Source organism: Alteromonas sp. ABH4_457 (assembly GCF_056160625.1).
On the sequence record NZ_JBSWXN010000001.1, the window covers coordinates 17,286 to 33,973 of the forward strand.

Sequence of the window (16,688 nt, forward strand, 5' to 3'; positions counted from 1 at the left end):
CGGGATTGTTACTGCCTGCACGTTGTCGGCTTTTTCTGTCTCTTTGGGTCCAGACTGTGTGAAATTTTAGAAATTTACTGACCAAAAGGATTTGCCTGATGCGTTATCAGGCGCACGTTAATTTAAGTTATAGACAAGAATTTCAGTAATGAAAGGAATGTAGAAAAAAAATTCTCAATCGTCAGGAATGTCGTGATTGTCGCAATTGCGAACCGGATTAAGAGGGGGGATTATCAGGCATGCAGCAGAATGAGAGGCGCCTTACAGCACCTCTCATCGACCAGATTACATTGTGTTTAACGTACAGTTACGCCTTGTACATGGCTTCCAGCGCTTTTGGCATTGCGTCGACGTACATCTTCACATCTTCGATTTTACCGGTACTCACCCGCGACCAGGGCTTGTAAGTCCGGTACTGTCCGCGGATCAGCACATTTTCTGTTTCCATAGCAGCACGGAAGGCATTGGCATCGCCATTATCACCCAGATTCACAAAAACAAAGTTAGTCGCTGATGGCAGTGCCGTCAAACCATTCGCTTTAACTGCCGACATAATCATGTCTTTGGCTTCCATCACTTTATCCCGTGAGAAGTCTTTGAAGGCTTCATCTTTAAAGCTCGCAATCGCTGCTGCCAAGCCGGCCTGGTTGATGGAATAGCCGCCGAGACCATATTGATTGATAAAGCTGATATTTTCTTCTGAGCCAAGCATGTAACCCACACGCATGCCGGCCAGACCATAAATTTTTGAGAAAGTACGCGCCACGATAATATTGTGGCCCTGATTGATCAGCGGGATCATTGAGTGTGCAGGGCCATCACTGATCAGTTCGTTATACGCTTCATCAACCAGCACCAGCGTTTTCTTCGAGGCTTTTATACAGAAATCCTGCAGCTTTTTCGTGTCGAGCACTTTGCCGGTCGGGTTATTCGGGTTGCAAATATGGACCATGGCAATGTTGTCATCGATAGCGTTGTACAGTGCATCGAGGTCAATATCCAGATCAGCTGTGTTGGGTACCCGCACAATATCCGGTCCGCCCTGACTGATTGGCGCCTTGGATGTGGTATCCCAGAAAAGATCCGGACCCAGTATTTTTCCCTTTGATGTGGCGGCATAAGCGGCGAAGGCCAGAATCAAACTGGAACCGGCGGTAATTGCCACATTTTCTTTTTTCAGGCCATACTCTTCTGCAATCATGTCAGTTAAGTACATGCCCGCCTGATAAGCATAATAGGCACCGCCGGTGGACGAGGCTTCTGCAATGGCTTTAAGAGCAGCAGGGCTCGGACCATAGGGGTTTTCATTTGCATTCAGCTTGGCGATGCCGGCCTGAGGGCCGTACATTACGTGAGGCGCCGCCACTGAAGAACCTGCTGCCAGCGCAGCAGGAGTAATAATACCGGTTGCGCCGGCTGCTGTAGCAGCCAGGCTGCCGCCTAAGAATAAACGTCGTGCAGGGTTGTAAGTCATAAATAAGTTCCTTTGAAAGTGAAAAGACTAAAGGGCTTTATAAAACATGCCGAGTGACACGATGATTAAGTAAATGCCAAACAGTCTTTTGAGCATTTTTTCACTGAAGTTATGCGCCATGTTGGCACCAATAGGGGCCGTCATAATCGAACCGATACTGATGGCAATAAGGGCGGGAATATTGACATATCCCACGGTACCCACCGGCAGGGCGGCAGTTTCAGAGTGGCGCATGAACAAAAAGCCCAACGCGCCTGGCAGGCCGATGAGAAAGCCGACACCTGCAGCAGTGGCAACTGCCTGCTGAATTGTGCGGCGGCACATGACCATGGTGATAACGGTGGGCGTTCCACCGCCAATACCCAGTAAGGCAGAAAAACCACCCAGCACAAATGCGAGGGTGGCTTTACCGATACCTTTGGGCATAGAGAAATACATTCCCGGACGCACGACAAAATCGGGGAACAGGAAGTAAATTGAGTAAAGCAGTACACCGGCTGCAAAGACAATTTTAAGTCCGCCTGCACTGGTGTTATCTGCAATGAGTAATCCGCCGATGACGCCAAGGACTATCCATACCGACCAGGATTTCAGTACGGCAAAGTCCACAGCACCTTTCGCTTTGTGGGCAATTACAGAACGCAGGCTGGAAACAACAATAGAGGCTAAAGACGTGCCGATAGCCACTTTCACGATTTCATCAGAATCGGGAACAAAGAAGGGAAAGACAATAGACAGGGCAGGCACGACAACAAAGCCGCCACCGTTGCCAAACAGGCCTGACGTTATGCCTGCAATGGCACCTGCAGCACATAACGTAACAACAAACCAGACCAACTCGATTTCCATAACTACAAAACTCCGCTAAACATTAATTAAAGAGGGTATGTCCTCAGGGGCTATCTCAGCTGTAAGCAGCGAAAGTGAACTCCCCCGGCCCTTTCACAGCAAAGCCGACACGAGGTCGACTTGCCGTAAAACAGCTACCCGCCAGTACAGGTCAGAATGTGTATTCCAACTTGGTGTAGTAATAACCACCCTGCCAGTCGACGATAGAATCTGAACGGTACAGACGGCCATTCGACGCTTCGATTTCGTCATACTGTGGATAGGTATCAAACAGGTTACGAACACCCACCGTGATGCGCAGACTTTCTGTTGCAAGGTAAGAGCCTTCCAGGTCAAACAGCATTTCACTGTCGAAGTCCTGAATAGTCAGTACTTCAGTGTTGGTGTTGTAATCAGAGTTTGAGTTTTCGCCATAGTAATTAAGGCGGGCGACAACCTGCCACGCGTCATAGTTATGTCTTGCTGACAAAATCGCGCGGGAATTCGGCGTGTTGTTCAGGAAGTCATAAATATTTTCAGGGTTAAACACCTCGCTCGGGTCAGAATCAAACTCTACATCGTTGTAGTTGTATGAGGCTGAGAATGTGGTATCACCGTATTGCGAAGACAGGCGGTAAGTTGCTACCAGGTCAACACCCTGAGTGGTGGTGTCAAACGCATTCTGGAAGTAACGTACGCCACCGATGGATTCAGCGCCTGAAACACCGGCTGCCACCAGGGCCAGATAGTTGTCATACTCGTCTCCGGCAGTAGGATCTGTTGAAACTTCCAGCGTTGAAATCGCGTTGAAACGGTCTTCAATTTCGATGTGATAGAAGTCAGCAGTGAAAGTGAAGTCACCGTAATCCGCAGTTAAACCAAACGTAATGTTAGTGGAGGTTTCCGGATCCAGTGTGCTGGCACCCAGGGCCTGGGCAACGTCACTGCTGGCAGGGAATAAACCTACCGCAACAGGCTCAGAGTTGATAAACGTCGTCGCAACGTTTGTTGTACCCTGCTGGCCCGGCGTCGGAGCCCGGAAGCCTGTACCGTAGGAGGCACGCAGAGCAATTTCATCCGTTGCCTGATAAATACCGGCTACTTTGTAAACTAACTCAGAACCAAAGTCTGAATAGTCTTCGTAACGCAGCGCTGCCTGAGCAAAAATACTGTCGGTGATATCACCGGATATATCTACATAAGCTGCATAGGAATCTCGGTTGTATTCGCCGGAGAACTCAGGAGAGTATCCCGGGAAACCGTTTGATCCTACAGCCATTACGGTATACACAGGGTCAGAGCTGTCTGCACAATCCAGGTCTGCAATAGCAGAACCGGCTTCAGTGGCTGTGCCGTCATCGTTACAGAATCCCCATGGATCTGCCTGAGAATAAGCGCCGGCAGTGTATGATGCTTCCTCTCCTTCCTGAATCTCATAAGATTCATCCAGGTAGCTCAGACCGAATGCAAAGGCGTAACCGTCAAAGTCATAAACAAAATCAGCTTGTAACTGCATTTCTTCGTTCACCAGATCGCCCGGTTCAAATGAAGTTTGTGATTCGTTACCTAATGACGGGTTGAATGTATTCCAGATGGAGTAAGAAATTTCGTTTGAACCGTAACGGGCAGAGAAATCATAGCTCAGATCGCCTGAGGCACCTTTCACGCCGCCTGCCAGTGAATAATCAGTAATATCACCGGCGAAGCGGGGAGTAAAGCCGCCCGGGAAGAACTCAAGTGCATTCCATGTTTCACCTGAAGGCAGGCGAATATCGGCATTCACACTGTTGGTTGGGTTACGGTAGTTGAACGCACCGTCACCGGAGCTTTCTGAGTAGTTACCGAACGCATAGAGTTCAGCTGCTTCAGAAAAAACATAGCCGGCATTGAAGAAGACCTTTGCTGATTCATAATTTGGCTGGCCCCAGGGCTGTACGACGTTCGCGCCCTGCGATTCCTGCCCCATGGCTTCTGCGGCTGCAAGGAAGTCATCTGTCAGATAAGCGTTATAAGATGCGTCGGGATCGTAGTTCGGGTTGGATTTATCCAGACAGAATGACGATACACAATATTGCTCGCCACGGCTGGTGGCTTCGTTATCGGTGTACTCTGCAGAAATACTCAGGAAACCATCATCTCCAAGCGCAAAGCCTTTGTTTCCTGTCAGCGTGAGCTGGTCGCCGTCACCTTCATAGTACTGGCCCCATTCTGCAGAAAAACTGCCACCTTCAGAATTGTTTTTCAGGTTGAAGTTCATTACCCCTGCAATCGCATCTGAACCGTACTGTGCAGCAGCACCGTCGCGGAGCACTTCAACCGAGCCGATTGCGGCTGTAGGAATTGTTGCAAGGTCTGGTCCCTGGGTACCTGAGCCGCTGGTTTGCACCAGAGCTGCACGATGGCGGCGCTTAGAGTTAACCAGTACCAGCGTCTTATCCGTTGGCAGTCCGCGAAGAGAAGCCGGACGGATAAACGTACCACCATCTGAAATAGGTTCACGTGAAACGGTATAAGAAGGGACAAGGGTGCGGACAACATCGTTCATATCGGTAAAAGAAACCGCTTCCAGATCTTCCTCATTGAATACATCAACGGGAACCGGAGAGCTGGTTACTGAACGGGGGGCACCACGGGCACCGACAACCGCTATACGTTCCAGAGACGGATCGGATTCAGCATCGGGGGTATCAGTTTCTTGTGCGTAAACAGAAGGAGAAAGAGCGAAAGCCAGAGTCACGCCGGTTAATCCGGCATAGATTGACGCACTGAGCCTTTTTATTTTCATTAATGTGTGTTCCCAAAATTTGCCTGATTGCTTTTTTCTTTGGATACAGGCCAGGGAGAAATCTCGACACTGCACCCAACAATAATTCACAGCCGCCCCTGGCGGTCAGAATATTTGATACAACGTTGTATCGGTGGCGTGCTGTGTGTAATCGAGACTAAAAAAACAGACCTGTATCGCGGAAGAAAAAAGAATATGTAGGGCTATAGGAAAAATATGGAGGGGGTGACAAAAAGTATAAAAATCATGGAGTAATGACTAAATCAGGCAGAAATTTTTTTTAATTTCAGCGTCCTGTAAACGAATTTTTAACAACTAATCGCCGGCTGGTATTTATACGCCTTATCTTAATTTATTGAAAATAAAGTGTTTTTTAAGTTTTATGTGGCCGTCACAATAAATTAATAATTGCCATAAAGAAGTTTTAAGTCATTGTTTATTTGTAGTTTGTTGTGTAGAGGCTTATTTTGATTGTTTAGTTTTTCTTATCGCATTGTTAAGGCTGGTTGCAGGTGGATAACTAAAGCTAAAATTTACACCCTGCGTTCGCACAAATACGGCTATGCGGTTACCTGTCAGGAACACGCTCTGTACATATGAAGTTAGTTGCCGGTTGAAATACCGTCAAATTATTCTTCTATCTGAGAGTAAATACACATCAGTGGCTTCTTATTCGGGAGTAACAGAAGGGGAGACTGCCTTCGCCTGCGGAGAATTTAACTGCACGGACGCGGATATAAGCGCAGGCACAAACCGTGTGCTTGGAGGGAAAAAGAAAGGCCGGCAAGAAAGCCGGCCCTGATTGCTGTTTAAAGAGGTTGTGTGTTCTTAGAAGGTATAGTTTAACTTGGTGTAGTAATAGCCACCCTGCCAGTCAACAATAGAGTCTGAGCGGTAAATACGACCACAGCAGGTTTCACCCATTTCGTCAGTACCAGCGTCCGGATACTCATCAAAGAGGTTACGGGCACCGGCACTGAGAGACAAACTTTCACTGATGTGATAAGTCAGCTCAAGGTCAAACAGGATTTCTGTACCAAAGGTTTGAATCACATCCAGAGAACTGCTCGCGGCATTTTCATATTCGCCGTAGTAGTTCATACGGGCAACAATCATCCAGTCTTCAATGCTGTGTTTAACTGAGGCAGTACCACGGAAATCCGGCGTCCCGTTTTCCAGGTCAAACTCATCTTCTTCGTTGTAGAAGTTTTCAGGATCGTTGTCCAGTGTGGTTTTGTTGTAGTTAAATGATGCTGTGAAGGTAGTGTCACCCATATCTGACTGCATATTGTACGTTGCTACCACATCCACACCTTCGGTTGTGGTGTCGAAAGCGTTCTGGAAGTAGAACACACCACCGATTGATTCTGCACCGGAAACACCGGCATTCGCCAGGCTCAGGTATCGCTGATAATCTTCCGGGTCTTCTGCATCAGGATCGGAACTGACATCCAGCGTTGAGATGGCATTCAGACGATCTTCAAGCTCAATATTGTAATAATCCACAGTAAGGGTGAAGTCGCCGTAATCCGCCGTCATACCAAAGGTAATGTTGGTGGATTTTTCCGGTGCAAGTGCACTGGCTCCAAGCGCCTGAGCAACTGCGCTGCTGGCAGGGAACAGACCGGTAGCAACCGGGAAGCCGTTAGGCAGCCGGGTGGATACGTTTGTTGTACCTTGCTGTCCCGGAGTCGGAGCACGGAAACCCGTACCGTATGAAGAACGCAGTGCGATTTCATCGGTAAGCTGGTAAATACCGGCCACTTTATAAACGAGTTCAGAACCGAAATCAGAGTAGTCTTCGTAACGTAATGCTGCCTGAGCAAACAGTTTGTCTGTTACGTCACCGGAAATGTCGGTGTAAACAGCGTAAGAGTCACGGTTATATTCACCGGAGAATTCGGGAGAGTATCCCGGGAAGCCGTTGGAACCTACGCCAACTACAGTGTAAACCGGGTCGGATTCGTCTGCACAGTCCAGGTCTGCAATGGCTGAGCCTGCCGCCGTCGCTGTGCCGTCATCGTTACAGAAACCCCATGGATCCGCTGAGGCATATGGACCTGCAGTATAGGAATCTTCTTCACCGCCGGAGATGTCGTAGGACTCGTCCATGTAGCTCAGGCCGAAAGCGAAAATATATTCGTCCAGATCATAGGTGAAATCAGCCTGAAGTTGTTTCTCTTCGTTGGTCAGAGAGCCCGGCTTGAATGAAGTCGGGGACTCGTTACCCATCGACGGGTTGATGGTATTGCTCAGGGTGTAATCAATTTCACTGGAACCGAACCGGCCACTGATGTCATACGTCCACTTACCACTCATCCCTTTCACACCGGCTGCCAGTGAGAAGTCGGTAACTTCACCTGCGAAGCGCGGCGTAAAGCCACCGGGAAAGAATTCCAGCGGGCTCCAGACTGAACCATCCTGCAGACGGATGTCTTCAATGGTGCCGTTGCCCGGATAACGATAGAAGAAGGAACCATCGCCCTCGGTCTCTGAATAGTTACCGAATGCGTACAATTCTACTTCGTCAGAAATCGTATAACCGGAGTTAAAAAATACACGGGTGCCTTTAGAGTTTGGCTGGCCCCAGGGTTGTACTTCATCTGAACCGTGAACGGCATTAGCACTTGCAATAGCAGCAGCGATATATTCTTCAGACTGGTCGGTCACACAGAACCAGCTTTCACAGTACTGTTCACCACGATAGGTCGCTTCTGAATCAGTAATTTCAGCAGAAATACTTAAGAATCCGTCTTCACCTAACGCAAAACCTTTGTTACCGCTGATCACCATCTGATCGCCGTCGCCTTCGTAATACTGGCCCAGCTCGGCTGACAGTGAGCCACCTTCACTGTTATTTTTTAACTGGAAGTTAATGACCCCTGCGATGGCGTCTGAGCCATACTGTGCGGCCGCACCGTCGCGCAGTACTTCAACAGAACCGATAGCCGCAGTCGGGATGGTTGCGAGATCAGGCCCTTGCGTACCTGAGCCACCAATTTGCACCAGCGGAGAGCGGTGACGGCGTTTGGAGTTAACTAAAACCAGTGTTTTGTCGGTGGGCAGACCACGCATCTGTGCAGGGCGCACAAACGTACCGCCATCAGAAATTGGCTGGCGTGACAGGGTGTAAGACGGCACCAGGGTCATCATTACATCGTTCATATCTGAGAATGCTACACCTTCCATGTCTTCAGCTGTCAATACATCAACTGGCACAGGAGAGCTTGTCACAGAACGCGGCGCACCCCGCGCACCAACAACAGCAATCCGTTCCAGGGAAGGATCCGATTCGGCATCAGGAGTATCAGTTTCCTGTGCATATACAGAAGGAGTCAGCGCTAATGCCATGGTCATGCCGGTTAATCCGGCATAAATAGACGCACTTAATTTTTTTATTTTCATGAGTGTGTGTTCCCGGTTTGTTGCCTGATTGCTCTTTTTGCGGGCGCAGCTCATGGAGGATCCGGTGGCCGCGCCCAACTATGGCTCACAGCGGCACCAATAAGATGCACAAGCTTTGAACAGCGATGCTGCGTAGCTGTAAACTGTGTTCATAAAGACTAAAAAATGAGAGCGGCGTCGCGGAAGAAAAAAGAATATGGAAGGGTATAAAAAATATGTTGAGGGCAAACGGGGAACACCGGAAATAGCGGGCCGGGCAGGGATATCAGACCAGAAATGTTTTTTTTCATTCAGGGGATTCTTACCTTTTGTTAACAATTGATATCTGTAAATGTTCGCTGCAATGGCATATAAGTTGCTGTTCTGGAATACAAAAAAGAATACCGTTTAGGTATTAACAAGAAATTAAAACGACAAGGCGCGTAGGCACCGGCAGAAAAACTTTGATGGAGGCGCCAGGAGACATGCCATGAATTCAAAACAGTTACAGTACTTCCTCACCACGTTGAGAAAAGGAAGTATTGCCGCAGCCGCAAGAGAGTTAGATATTGCACAACCGGCAATCAGCCAGCAACTGGCCAATCTTGAAAGAGAAATGGGCACACCGCTGTTTCAAAGGAGTTTCAAAGGGGTTTCTTTAACCGAAGCCGGAGAGGTTTTTGCGAAGCATGCAAGACGGCTGATTGACGATATCAATGCGGCTAAAGCCGATTTACAGCACCTCGTTGCAGAACGGTCAGGTACTGTGAAAGTTGGCATGTTGCCGTCTATCGGTAACGTGCTGTCCATGTCGTTATTGTCGGAAGTAAAAAAATCGGCTAGCAAGCTGAAACTGGATATCAGCACCGGCCCGTCGTATTCAGTCCGGGGCTGGCTGGAGACCAATCAGATTGATATCGCCATTACCTATGAGCAGGATGTTGATGCTGTTTCAATGGTTTGCGAGCCGCTGATCGAGGAGTACATGTATCTGGTGCTCGGCGTGAACGACCAGTCAGAGCTGTATCAGAAATATCAGGATCGTAACACGATCAAATTCTGGGAACTCAGCCAGTTTGAGTTACTTACACCCGGAAGCCGGGATGCGCTGGGGATGCTCATCGCCCATTACGAAAAAGTGACTGGTGTTGCGTTGAGGCACAACACGGCATATTCGGGCCAGCTGATGACAGGGCTCAGGCAATTGCTGCAGGGCGAGGGGGCGATGATTTTACCATCGTCTGCCATTTTCCATCTTGAAGAAAGTGGCCTGGTGAAAGCCCTGAAAATTGAGCAGCCGGAAATGCGCCGTCAGGTATTAATGGCCACTAACCGAAGCGGATCACTCACAGATGCAAGCATAAAAATGCGGGATGTTATCCGCAGGGTGACTGCCTGTGAGCAGGAATTAAATCACTGGCGTGGCGATCTCAAATATCGTCAGCCAAGCATCGCCTGTGCCTGAAACGGTTCCTGTAAATCACTGACATCCTGTTCGGGGAGGCGAATGTCTACCTGAACGGGCAGGTGGTCAGAGAGAATTTTCGTGCGGGCATTTTTCAGACGGCGGATCCGGCGTAGTTTAATGTCCGGTGAAGTCCAGATCCGGTCCAGGGAAAATAGCGGAAACTGACTGGGGAACGTGGCCCCCGCTTTGTGCTGGTTCAGCACGCTGTCCAGAGCACGGAATGCGCGGGTAAAAAACTGCCATTCATTGAAATCTCCGCCGAGCACAATAGGCGTCTTATTCTCTTTCATTCTGCCGGCAATGTATTCATGAAGCTTTGCGAATTGTGAACGGCGTTCACTTTTCTTCAATCCCTTGTGAGTATTGATTACTGTCAGTGGCCCTGACGGCGTGAGTAAATCTACAGCCTGAATATTTCTCGGCTGAAAACCATCCTGACTCACATCAAGGGTTTCATTTTTCAGCACGGGAAAGCGGGTCAGTACTGCATTCCCGTACCAGCCCCCGCCGGCTTCTGTAATAGCCGGTGAAGGTACCAGTTGAAACACCTGACTGGCGCAAATATCTCTGATGTCCGTTTCAATATCTCTGTGTTCAGGCCGCGTATCCATTTCCTGCAACAACACAATATCTGCACCCAGTTCGGCAAGATAACTGCCAATGCGGCGATAATCATGCTTATTGTCGCGACCAATACCGCTATGGATATTATAACTGACTATGCGACACATTCTTCACCCTTTGTTTTTTCTACCTGTTTGCTTTCCTGGTATCGCTTGGCAATTTTCTGTGAGCCCCAAATCATCAGGCCCCACAATACGATGCCGCCTACCAGATAGGAAATCGTCTCCGGTGACGGATTGCGGAAAATCTGAGTAATAGAATCGCCTACCAGACCTTTCGCTATCATCGGCGGGAACATGCCCAGGAATGTTCCAATCAAAAATTGCATCAGACCAATTGATGAAATGCCGGCAACCAGATTAACCAGACTGAATGGTGCGATGGGCAACATCCGGATAGCGGCGACACCAACAATACCACTGGTTTTCAGCTTCTCATCAACAGCAGCAACTTTCGGCCCGCCAACTTTACGCAATCCCGCGTTACCTGCCAGCTTACCTACACCGAACATGCTCGCGGAACTCAGCAGGGCGCCCATAATGCCGTACAATGGTCCCCAAACCGGTCCAAAGATGGCAGAGACCGCCAGTGACATTACGGTGACAGGAAAGAAGAAGAAGCCGCCAACCACATAGACAAGTAAAACCGTCGGAAGTGCGAAATAGGTGCCCCGGCTTTCCTCCAGGAAGGCATTGATATTGTCTGTCGATAACCACGGAATAAAGTGACTGGCGAGCAGCAGCGTGGCCGCCAGGGCTGCAATCACCAGAACGCCGATACCAACCATGATCGTGCGGCGGCGGGGATTGCGTACCGGTGTTGCTTCACCGTTTAATCCCGGAATTGGCGGGATCAGCGGCTCTTCCGGATCGGATAAGGATGAAAAGAAATTTTTACCTGATTCCTGACTGGTAAATATTTCGTCACGCACCTGGGTAAGCACATAGCCATGAGCCAGCTGGCCTTCCATTAGTGCCCGTGCCGGATTAGGTTCCTGCATGATTGCGGTAACTTGTTCAACGGTTCGGCCGGTGTGCTCTGCCAGTAAATCGTCACGGATACGGGCTATCTGGCGGCGGTTTGCATCATTATTACCAAACAGAACAAGGTCGATTTCAGTATCCAGACTCATTGAACGGTTACTGATATTCGACGAACCGATAACGGCGTAGCGGTCATCGATGGTCATCACTTTAGAATGGATACGCTTAGTCGCATGTTGTCCGTGCTCGTCGGTAATGGACGAATACGACATAATGATGCGTTCAGGCTCGATGTCTTTTTCAAGAATTTTCTTAAATTCAATACGACCTGCCCAAAATGCCTCACACTCGAATTTACCTTTTGGTTCATAGGAGCTGACAATAATGACATGCAGTTCAGGCTTTTCTTTCAGACGGCGGTTCAGCGCTTCTGCGATTTCCTGACGGGAAGTGAATTGGTTTTCAATATAGATTACCCGTTCTGCTTCATTGATGAGGTCAAGCAACATGTGACGGACTTCCTGTACAGGCTCAACTTCGTCCATGAACGGAATAGTGCGGGCAAGGGCGCAATCGACCTTCTCAAACCAGGGCTCAAAGCCGTCCGGCCATGAAGCGGGAACAGGACTGTCCAGGTCTGTTTCAGCTTCTTCACGGATGGCGATAGGCTTTTCTTCGGCTACGCGCAACCAGCGCCAGCGCACCAGTTCGGCGAACCTTTCTACCACAGGGCCGGCAGAGACAATCTGGACGTCATGTAGTGGCGTGTAAGGTCCGTCAGGACCGTTGCGTTCTTCACTTTCAATGGGGTGGTCACGGGTATCCCAGCGGTTGGTCGAAATATCCATACCGCCCGAAAATACCAGTTCATCGTCGATAACAATAATCTTCTGATGCTGACTGCCTCCCATGGGAATCGTGTCATCGAGTTCCGTGAGTACGTTGTCAGGTGTTTTCTCATCCCATACTTCTTTCGCCCACATTTCCCGTTGAGCAAAAAAGGCCAGAGAAGAATCCCAGCGCAGGAGGTAAATTTTCATGTCAGGGTTTTGCTCAGCTTTCCACGCCAGCAAATCACTGACCACTGAGGGGGCTTCGGAGTTCGCCTCGTCTTCACCGCGCAACAGCCTGATCCGGCTGTCGATATCCCATCCGACGATAAATATACTGTGCTTCGCTTTCAGGATCGCCGAATGCAAAGCTTTGTAGTAATTACCACAATCAATAAGTGGAGTGGCGAAGCTGGCGTGACTAGTCGCCCAGCAATTTTCTCCCTGTTTGAAAATAGATTGTTCTGCTGACATCGTTCCTCCTCATGCCAACCCGGAATGAGCATATTAAGTGACAAATGCATTATGAAATGCAGAAACTATTCCATACGACCTGATACCCGTCTTATATGGTTATCTTGCTGTTTTAAATTGGAAAATTTGTCAGATGTTAAAGTGAGGGTGTGAGCCTGCTTCCTGCCTTCAGGTAAGTTTGTCCGCCGGTTTGTAGAATTTTCCTGAAGTTAGTACACAGGAGTGACCGGCCGGTTGTCAGAATCAAAAAAGCCTCCGGAATGCCGGAGGCTTTGAGTGACATTTACAAATCAGAAGCGGTATTCAACACCTACACTGGCTTGTTTTAAATCGGTATTAAAGTCCACATCGCCGGGATCATCGGCCAGGTCATTGGCATCCAGATCCGCATCGTAAACTGTGTATTCTGCATTCACGAGGAAGTTCTCAGTGATATTGTACGCAACGCCGGCACCGATGAATAAACTCTCGTCGTCGTAGCTACCGGATACACCATTCACTGAATAATCAGTATCCCACCATAGTTGTCCGGCTTTGGCATAAACAGAGAACTGATTAGTAATTGGTAAGATACCTTTTACACCCGCTGTCCAGCCATCAGTATCGGCCCGTGACAGGTTATGGCCGTAATCACCGAAGTCGATAACCGATCCCTCTACGGCCAGATAGCGGTTAAAACGATAACCGACCAGACCCTGAATGACGTCATTATCATCATCAAAATCGTCCTGCCCGTCTACTTTCAGATATCCGTAGTTACCACCTACGTAGAAACCCGGTTGATCCTGCCAGGGCGTGTCCAGAGATTGTGCGGAAGCACTGAAAGCTGATAAAGAAGTGAGCGCTGCAATACCCGCGAATGCTGTGATTGATTTTTTCATCAGAAAATTCCTCTTACTTTGTTTAGCGTATGGGCTGCACCTGTAAACCGGTAAAAGAGACCGGTAAGGTGAGTACACCTGAAGAGAGTGCCGCCCGCTGATTAAACAGTTTCAAAGAGCATGCCATACACGTTTGTATGTAAACTGACCAATAAACGGGGTGAAGAGGAGAAATCCGGTGAAATATTGGCCGTTTCAACGGGTGCTCATGAAACCTGTTCAAAACTCTTTGTAAGGAATACAGTCCCGTTCTGCGGTTACTTCATCATGCAACACAAGCATGTGCTCTTTCTCCGGGGTATAAATAACGGACAACAATGACAATCAGTAAAAAATGATCAGAAAGAGGGAGCGTCGATGTCAGGCAGATTAGTAAAAACAGTTCTGGGGGCAGGATTATTGTCACTGTGTTTTCCGTTGGCGGCAGCGCAGTACGATATTCTGATCCGCGGGGGAGAGGTCATAGACGGTACCGGCAAACCGGCAGTGTCTGCTGATGTTGGTATTAAAGACGGCATCATAATCGCTATGGGGCAGCTGTCAGCCAGTGATGCTGCACAAGTGATACAAGCGGACGGACTGGTGGTCAGCCCGGGGTTTATCGATCTGCATTCTCATGCCGAGCGCTCTGCGGCTACTCAACCAGGTTTGGAAAATCTGGTTCAGCAAGGGATCACTACGATTCTTGGCGGTAATTGCGGATTTTCACCGGTTCACACCGGCGAGTTTCTCGGAGAGGCTGCCACGACACCTCTTGGTCCAAATCTGGCGTTGCTGGTGGGTCACAATGATGTGCGCCGTGAAGTAATGGGAGAAGCTGGCAGACTAGCCACAGCAGATGAAGTTAAGGCCATGCAGGCGCTTGTGGCCAAAGCGATGGAAGAGGGAGCATTCGGTTTGTCGACCGGCTTAAAGTATGTGCCGGGTGTCTACTCTGATTACGCTGAAGTAAAGGCTCTGGCCGGAACCGCACACCAGTACGGTGGTATTTTTACTTCGCACATGCGGGATGAAGGGGCGCTCATCACTGAAGCGCTGGAAGAAGTTATTGCGATTTCTGAAGATACCGGCATCCCCGTGCATGTGAGTCATCATAAGCTGGTGGGACTGCCAAACTGGGGCCACAGCGAAACAACGCTGGGTATGATTACCGCGGCCCGTGAAAAGGGGATGGACGTGACACTGGACCAGTATCCCTATACCGCTTCATCAACCCGCTTCAGTATTTTGTTTCCGCCCTGGTCGCTGGCCGGTGGTCACAGAGAAGTGTTAAAACGTCTCAGTGACCCGGCAACACGGGCAAAAGTGAAAGCCGGCATTGAAAAGAACATTCGTGAAGACCGCGGTGGTGGCGATCCGGAAAGGCTGCAGATAGCCCATTTTGCTGCAAATCCGCAATGGGACGGGTTGACGTTTGGTCAGGTACTGGCTCAGCAGGGCAGAGCGCAGACGTTGGCAAATGCAGCGGAACTGGCTATGGAAATTGAAGAGCAGGGAGGCGCGCAAGGCATTTTCCATGCTATTGACGAGAAGGATGTGGCACAAATCATGGCATATCCGTTTACCTCAGTAGCCACAGACACAGCCGGTGCAATACCCGGTGAAGGGAATCCTCATCCCCGCAGTTACGGCTCCTATCCCCGGGTATTGGGTCGTTACGTCAGAGAGAAGGGAACTCTGACGTTGCCTGAGGCAATTCATAAAATGACTGCACTACCGGCACAACGCATGGATCTGACCGACCGCGGTACGCTGGCAGTACAGTACCGTGCTGATATTGTGATTTTTGATCCGCAGACAGTGATTGATAATGCAACATTTACCGCACCGCATCAGTACCCCACCGGCATAGAATATATCCTGGTGAACGGGGTTGTTGTGAAAACGCCGCAAGGCATGACCGGGCAGCATGCCGGTGAGATCCTGACTCACCGGGCGGGAAAAGTATGAGGGCCTTTCTCTTCCAATGTTTGTCGCAAAGATTATCGCTGCAGCGCCGCAAGGCCGGTTTATCCGGTATGATACTGATTGTTTTGATTAACAGCGGAGTTGCGGTGTCAGCAGAGCAGGTTCAGATAACCGGATTAACACTTTATCCTGAAGGGATCCCCGGGGAAATAGCCCACACACCCACAGAGTTTCAGGGACGAGAGGTGATAAACGACCGCTCAGTTGTCGCAGTGGATTCTCCTGAGCTGACCATGGTTGCGCCTCCTGAGGATGAGCGCAACGGTACCGCTGTTATCATTTTGCCCGGTGGCGGTTATGAAAGGCTGGCCATCGATAAAGAAGGCTTTAATGTCGCCCGCCGTTTCGCCGGGGCAGGTGTTACCGCATTTGTGCTGAAATACCGTATGCCACTGAAAGACATTATGGATTACCCTTCCTATGGTCCTCTTCAGGATGCGCAGCAGGCCATCAGTCTGGTGCGTCAGCATGCAAAAGAGTGGGGAATCGACTCAGACAGGGTGGGCGTAATGGGATTCTCCGCCGGAGGACATCTGGCTGCCACACTGGCAACTCAGTTCAAACAGCCGGTGAATAAAGCGCATACGAAAAAAATGCTTCGTCCGGATTTCCAGGTGCTTATCTATCCGGTGATCTCAATGAAAGAAGACGTAACGCATCAGGGATCACGGCTGAATTTACTGGGCGAATCGCCGGACAACAGATTAATTTCAACTTTCTCCGCACAAGACAATGTCACCACCAATACACCGCAAGCTTTCATTGTTCATGCTAATGATGATAAAGCCGTGCCTGTAGGGAATGCGTTGCAATTTCATGCCGGGCTTGTGGAAAAGCGGGTGCCTGTACAGATGTTACTGCTGCCTGATGGCGGGCACGGATTCGGGATGAATCATCCCACTGACTGGTTCAGTAATATGCTGGAATGGATGGAAAACTACGGGGTTATACCTGCCCGGGTGATAAATCAGTGAGCATGATATGGCGCA

Annotated in this window: 10 protein-coding genes; 3 read left to right on the forward strand and 7 right to left on the reverse strand. The window is 49.4% G+C overall.

Going from position 1 to position 16,688, the window contains the following annotated elements; genetic code table 11:
* Positions 1 to 307: 307 nt before the first annotated feature.
* The 4 genes from ACXAGR_RS00080 to ACXAGR_RS00095 form a co-directional block, all read right to left on the reverse strand.
* A complete protein-coding gene (locus ACXAGR_RS00080) occupies positions 308 to 1,474 on the reverse strand; it encodes a pyridoxal phosphate-dependent aminotransferase (RefSeq protein WP_474843428.1) in 1,167 nt (388 codons plus the stop codon).
* 27 nt (positions 1,475 to 1,501) lie between these two features.
* The gene (locus tag ACXAGR_RS00085) at positions 1,502 to 2,323 is read right to left on the reverse strand and encodes a sulfite exporter TauE/SafE family protein (protein ID WP_119502482.1); all 822 of its coding nucleotides are present in this window, start codon (positions 2,321 to 2,323) and stop codon (positions 1,502 to 1,504) included.
* Between the two features lie 151 nt (positions 2,324 to 2,474).
* Positions 2,475 to 5,087, reverse strand: a complete 2,613-nt coding sequence (locus tag ACXAGR_RS00090; protein ID WP_474843426.1) for a TonB-dependent receptor plug domain-containing protein — start codon at positions 5,085 to 5,087, stop codon at positions 2,475 to 2,477.
* Positions 5,088 to 5,915: 828 nt separating this feature from the next.
* A complete protein-coding gene (locus tag ACXAGR_RS00095; protein ID WP_474847386.1) occupies positions 5,916 to 8,492 on the reverse strand; it encodes a TonB-dependent receptor plug domain-containing protein in 2,577 nt (858 codons plus the stop codon).
* A gap of 469 nt (positions 8,493 to 8,961) precedes the next feature.
* On the opposite strand from ACXAGR_RS00095, the gene ACXAGR_RS00100 reads away from it, so the two are divergent.
* A complete protein-coding gene (locus tag ACXAGR_RS00100; protein ID WP_474843423.1) occupies positions 8,962 to 9,936 on the forward strand; it encodes a LysR family transcriptional regulator in 975 nt (324 codons plus the stop codon).
* On the opposite strand, the gene ACXAGR_RS00105 is transcribed toward ACXAGR_RS00100, so the two are convergent.
* The 3 genes from ACXAGR_RS00105 to ACXAGR_RS00115 form a co-directional block, all read right to left on the reverse strand.
* Positions 9,912 to 10,670, reverse strand: a complete 759-nt coding sequence (locus ACXAGR_RS00105) for an endonuclease/exonuclease/phosphatase family protein (protein ID WP_474847388.1) — start codon at positions 10,668 to 10,670, stop codon at positions 9,912 to 9,914. The two genes, ACXAGR_RS00100 and ACXAGR_RS00105, sit on opposite strands and share 25 nt — an antisense overlap.
* Positions 10,658 to 12,850, reverse strand: a complete 2,193-nt coding sequence (locus ACXAGR_RS00110) for a VTT domain-containing protein (protein ID WP_474843420.1) — start codon at positions 12,848 to 12,850, stop codon at positions 10,658 to 10,660. Before ACXAGR_RS00110 ends, ACXAGR_RS00105 begins: the two co-directional genes overlap by 13 nt.
* Positions 12,851 to 13,140: 290 nt before the next feature.
* Positions 13,141 to 13,731: a porin family protein gene (locus ACXAGR_RS00115; RefSeq protein WP_474843418.1), complete on the reverse strand. Its 591-nt coding sequence runs from the start codon at positions 13,729 to 13,731 to the stop codon at positions 13,141 to 13,143.
* 357 nt (positions 13,732 to 14,088) lie between these two features.
* Here ACXAGR_RS00115 and ACXAGR_RS00120 point away from each other — a divergent pair, with 357 nt between their 5' ends.
* A complete protein-coding gene (locus ACXAGR_RS00120) occupies positions 14,089 to 15,681 on the forward strand; it encodes an N-acyl-D-amino-acid deacylase family protein (protein ID WP_474843416.1) in 1,593 nt (530 codons plus the stop codon).
* Between the two features lie 68 nt (positions 15,682 to 15,749).
* Positions 15,750 to 16,673, forward strand: coding sequence for an alpha/beta hydrolase (locus ACXAGR_RS00125; protein ID WP_474843415.1), 924 nt, complete (start codon positions 15,750 to 15,752; stop codon positions 16,671 to 16,673).
* Positions 16,674 to 16,688 lie beyond the last annotated feature (15 nt).

Coding starts and splice junctions, on each gene's coding strand:
- ACXAGR_RS00085 (WP_119502482.1), bottom strand. CDS start 2,323: ATGGAAATCGAGTTGGTCTGGTTTGTTGTTACGTTATGTGCTGCAGGT.
- ACXAGR_RS00120 (WP_474843416.1), top strand. CDS start 14,089: ATGTCAGGCAGATTAGTAAAAACAGTTCTGGGGGCAGGATTATTGTCA.
- ACXAGR_RS00090 (WP_474843426.1), bottom strand. CDS start 5,087: ATGAAAATAAAAAGGCTCAGTGCGTCAATCTATGCCGGATTAACCGGC.
- ACXAGR_RS00125 (WP_474843415.1), top strand. CDS start 15,750: ATGATACTGATTGTTTTGATTAACAGCGGAGTTGCGGTGTCAGCAGAG.
- ACXAGR_RS00080 (WP_474843428.1), bottom strand. CDS start 1,474: ATGACTTACAACCCTGCACGACGTTTATTCTTAGGCGGCAGCCTGGCT.
- ACXAGR_RS00095 (WP_474847386.1), bottom strand. CDS start 8,492: ATGAAAATAAAAAAATTAAGTGCGTCTATTTATGCCGGATTAACCGGC.
- ACXAGR_RS00115 (WP_474843418.1), bottom strand. CDS start 13,731: ATGAAAAAATCAATCACAGCATTCGCGGGTATTGCAGCGCTCACTTCT.
- ACXAGR_RS00105 (WP_474847388.1), bottom strand. CDS start 10,670: ATGTGTCGCATAGTCAGTTATAATATCCATAGCGGTATTGGTCGCGAC.
- ACXAGR_RS00110 (WP_474843420.1), bottom strand. CDS start 12,850: ATGTCAGCAGAACAATCTATTTTCAAACAGGGAGAAAATTGCTGGGCG.
- ACXAGR_RS00100 (WP_474843423.1), top strand. CDS start 8,962: ATGAATTCAAAACAGTTACAGTACTTCCTCACCACGTTGAGAAAAGGA.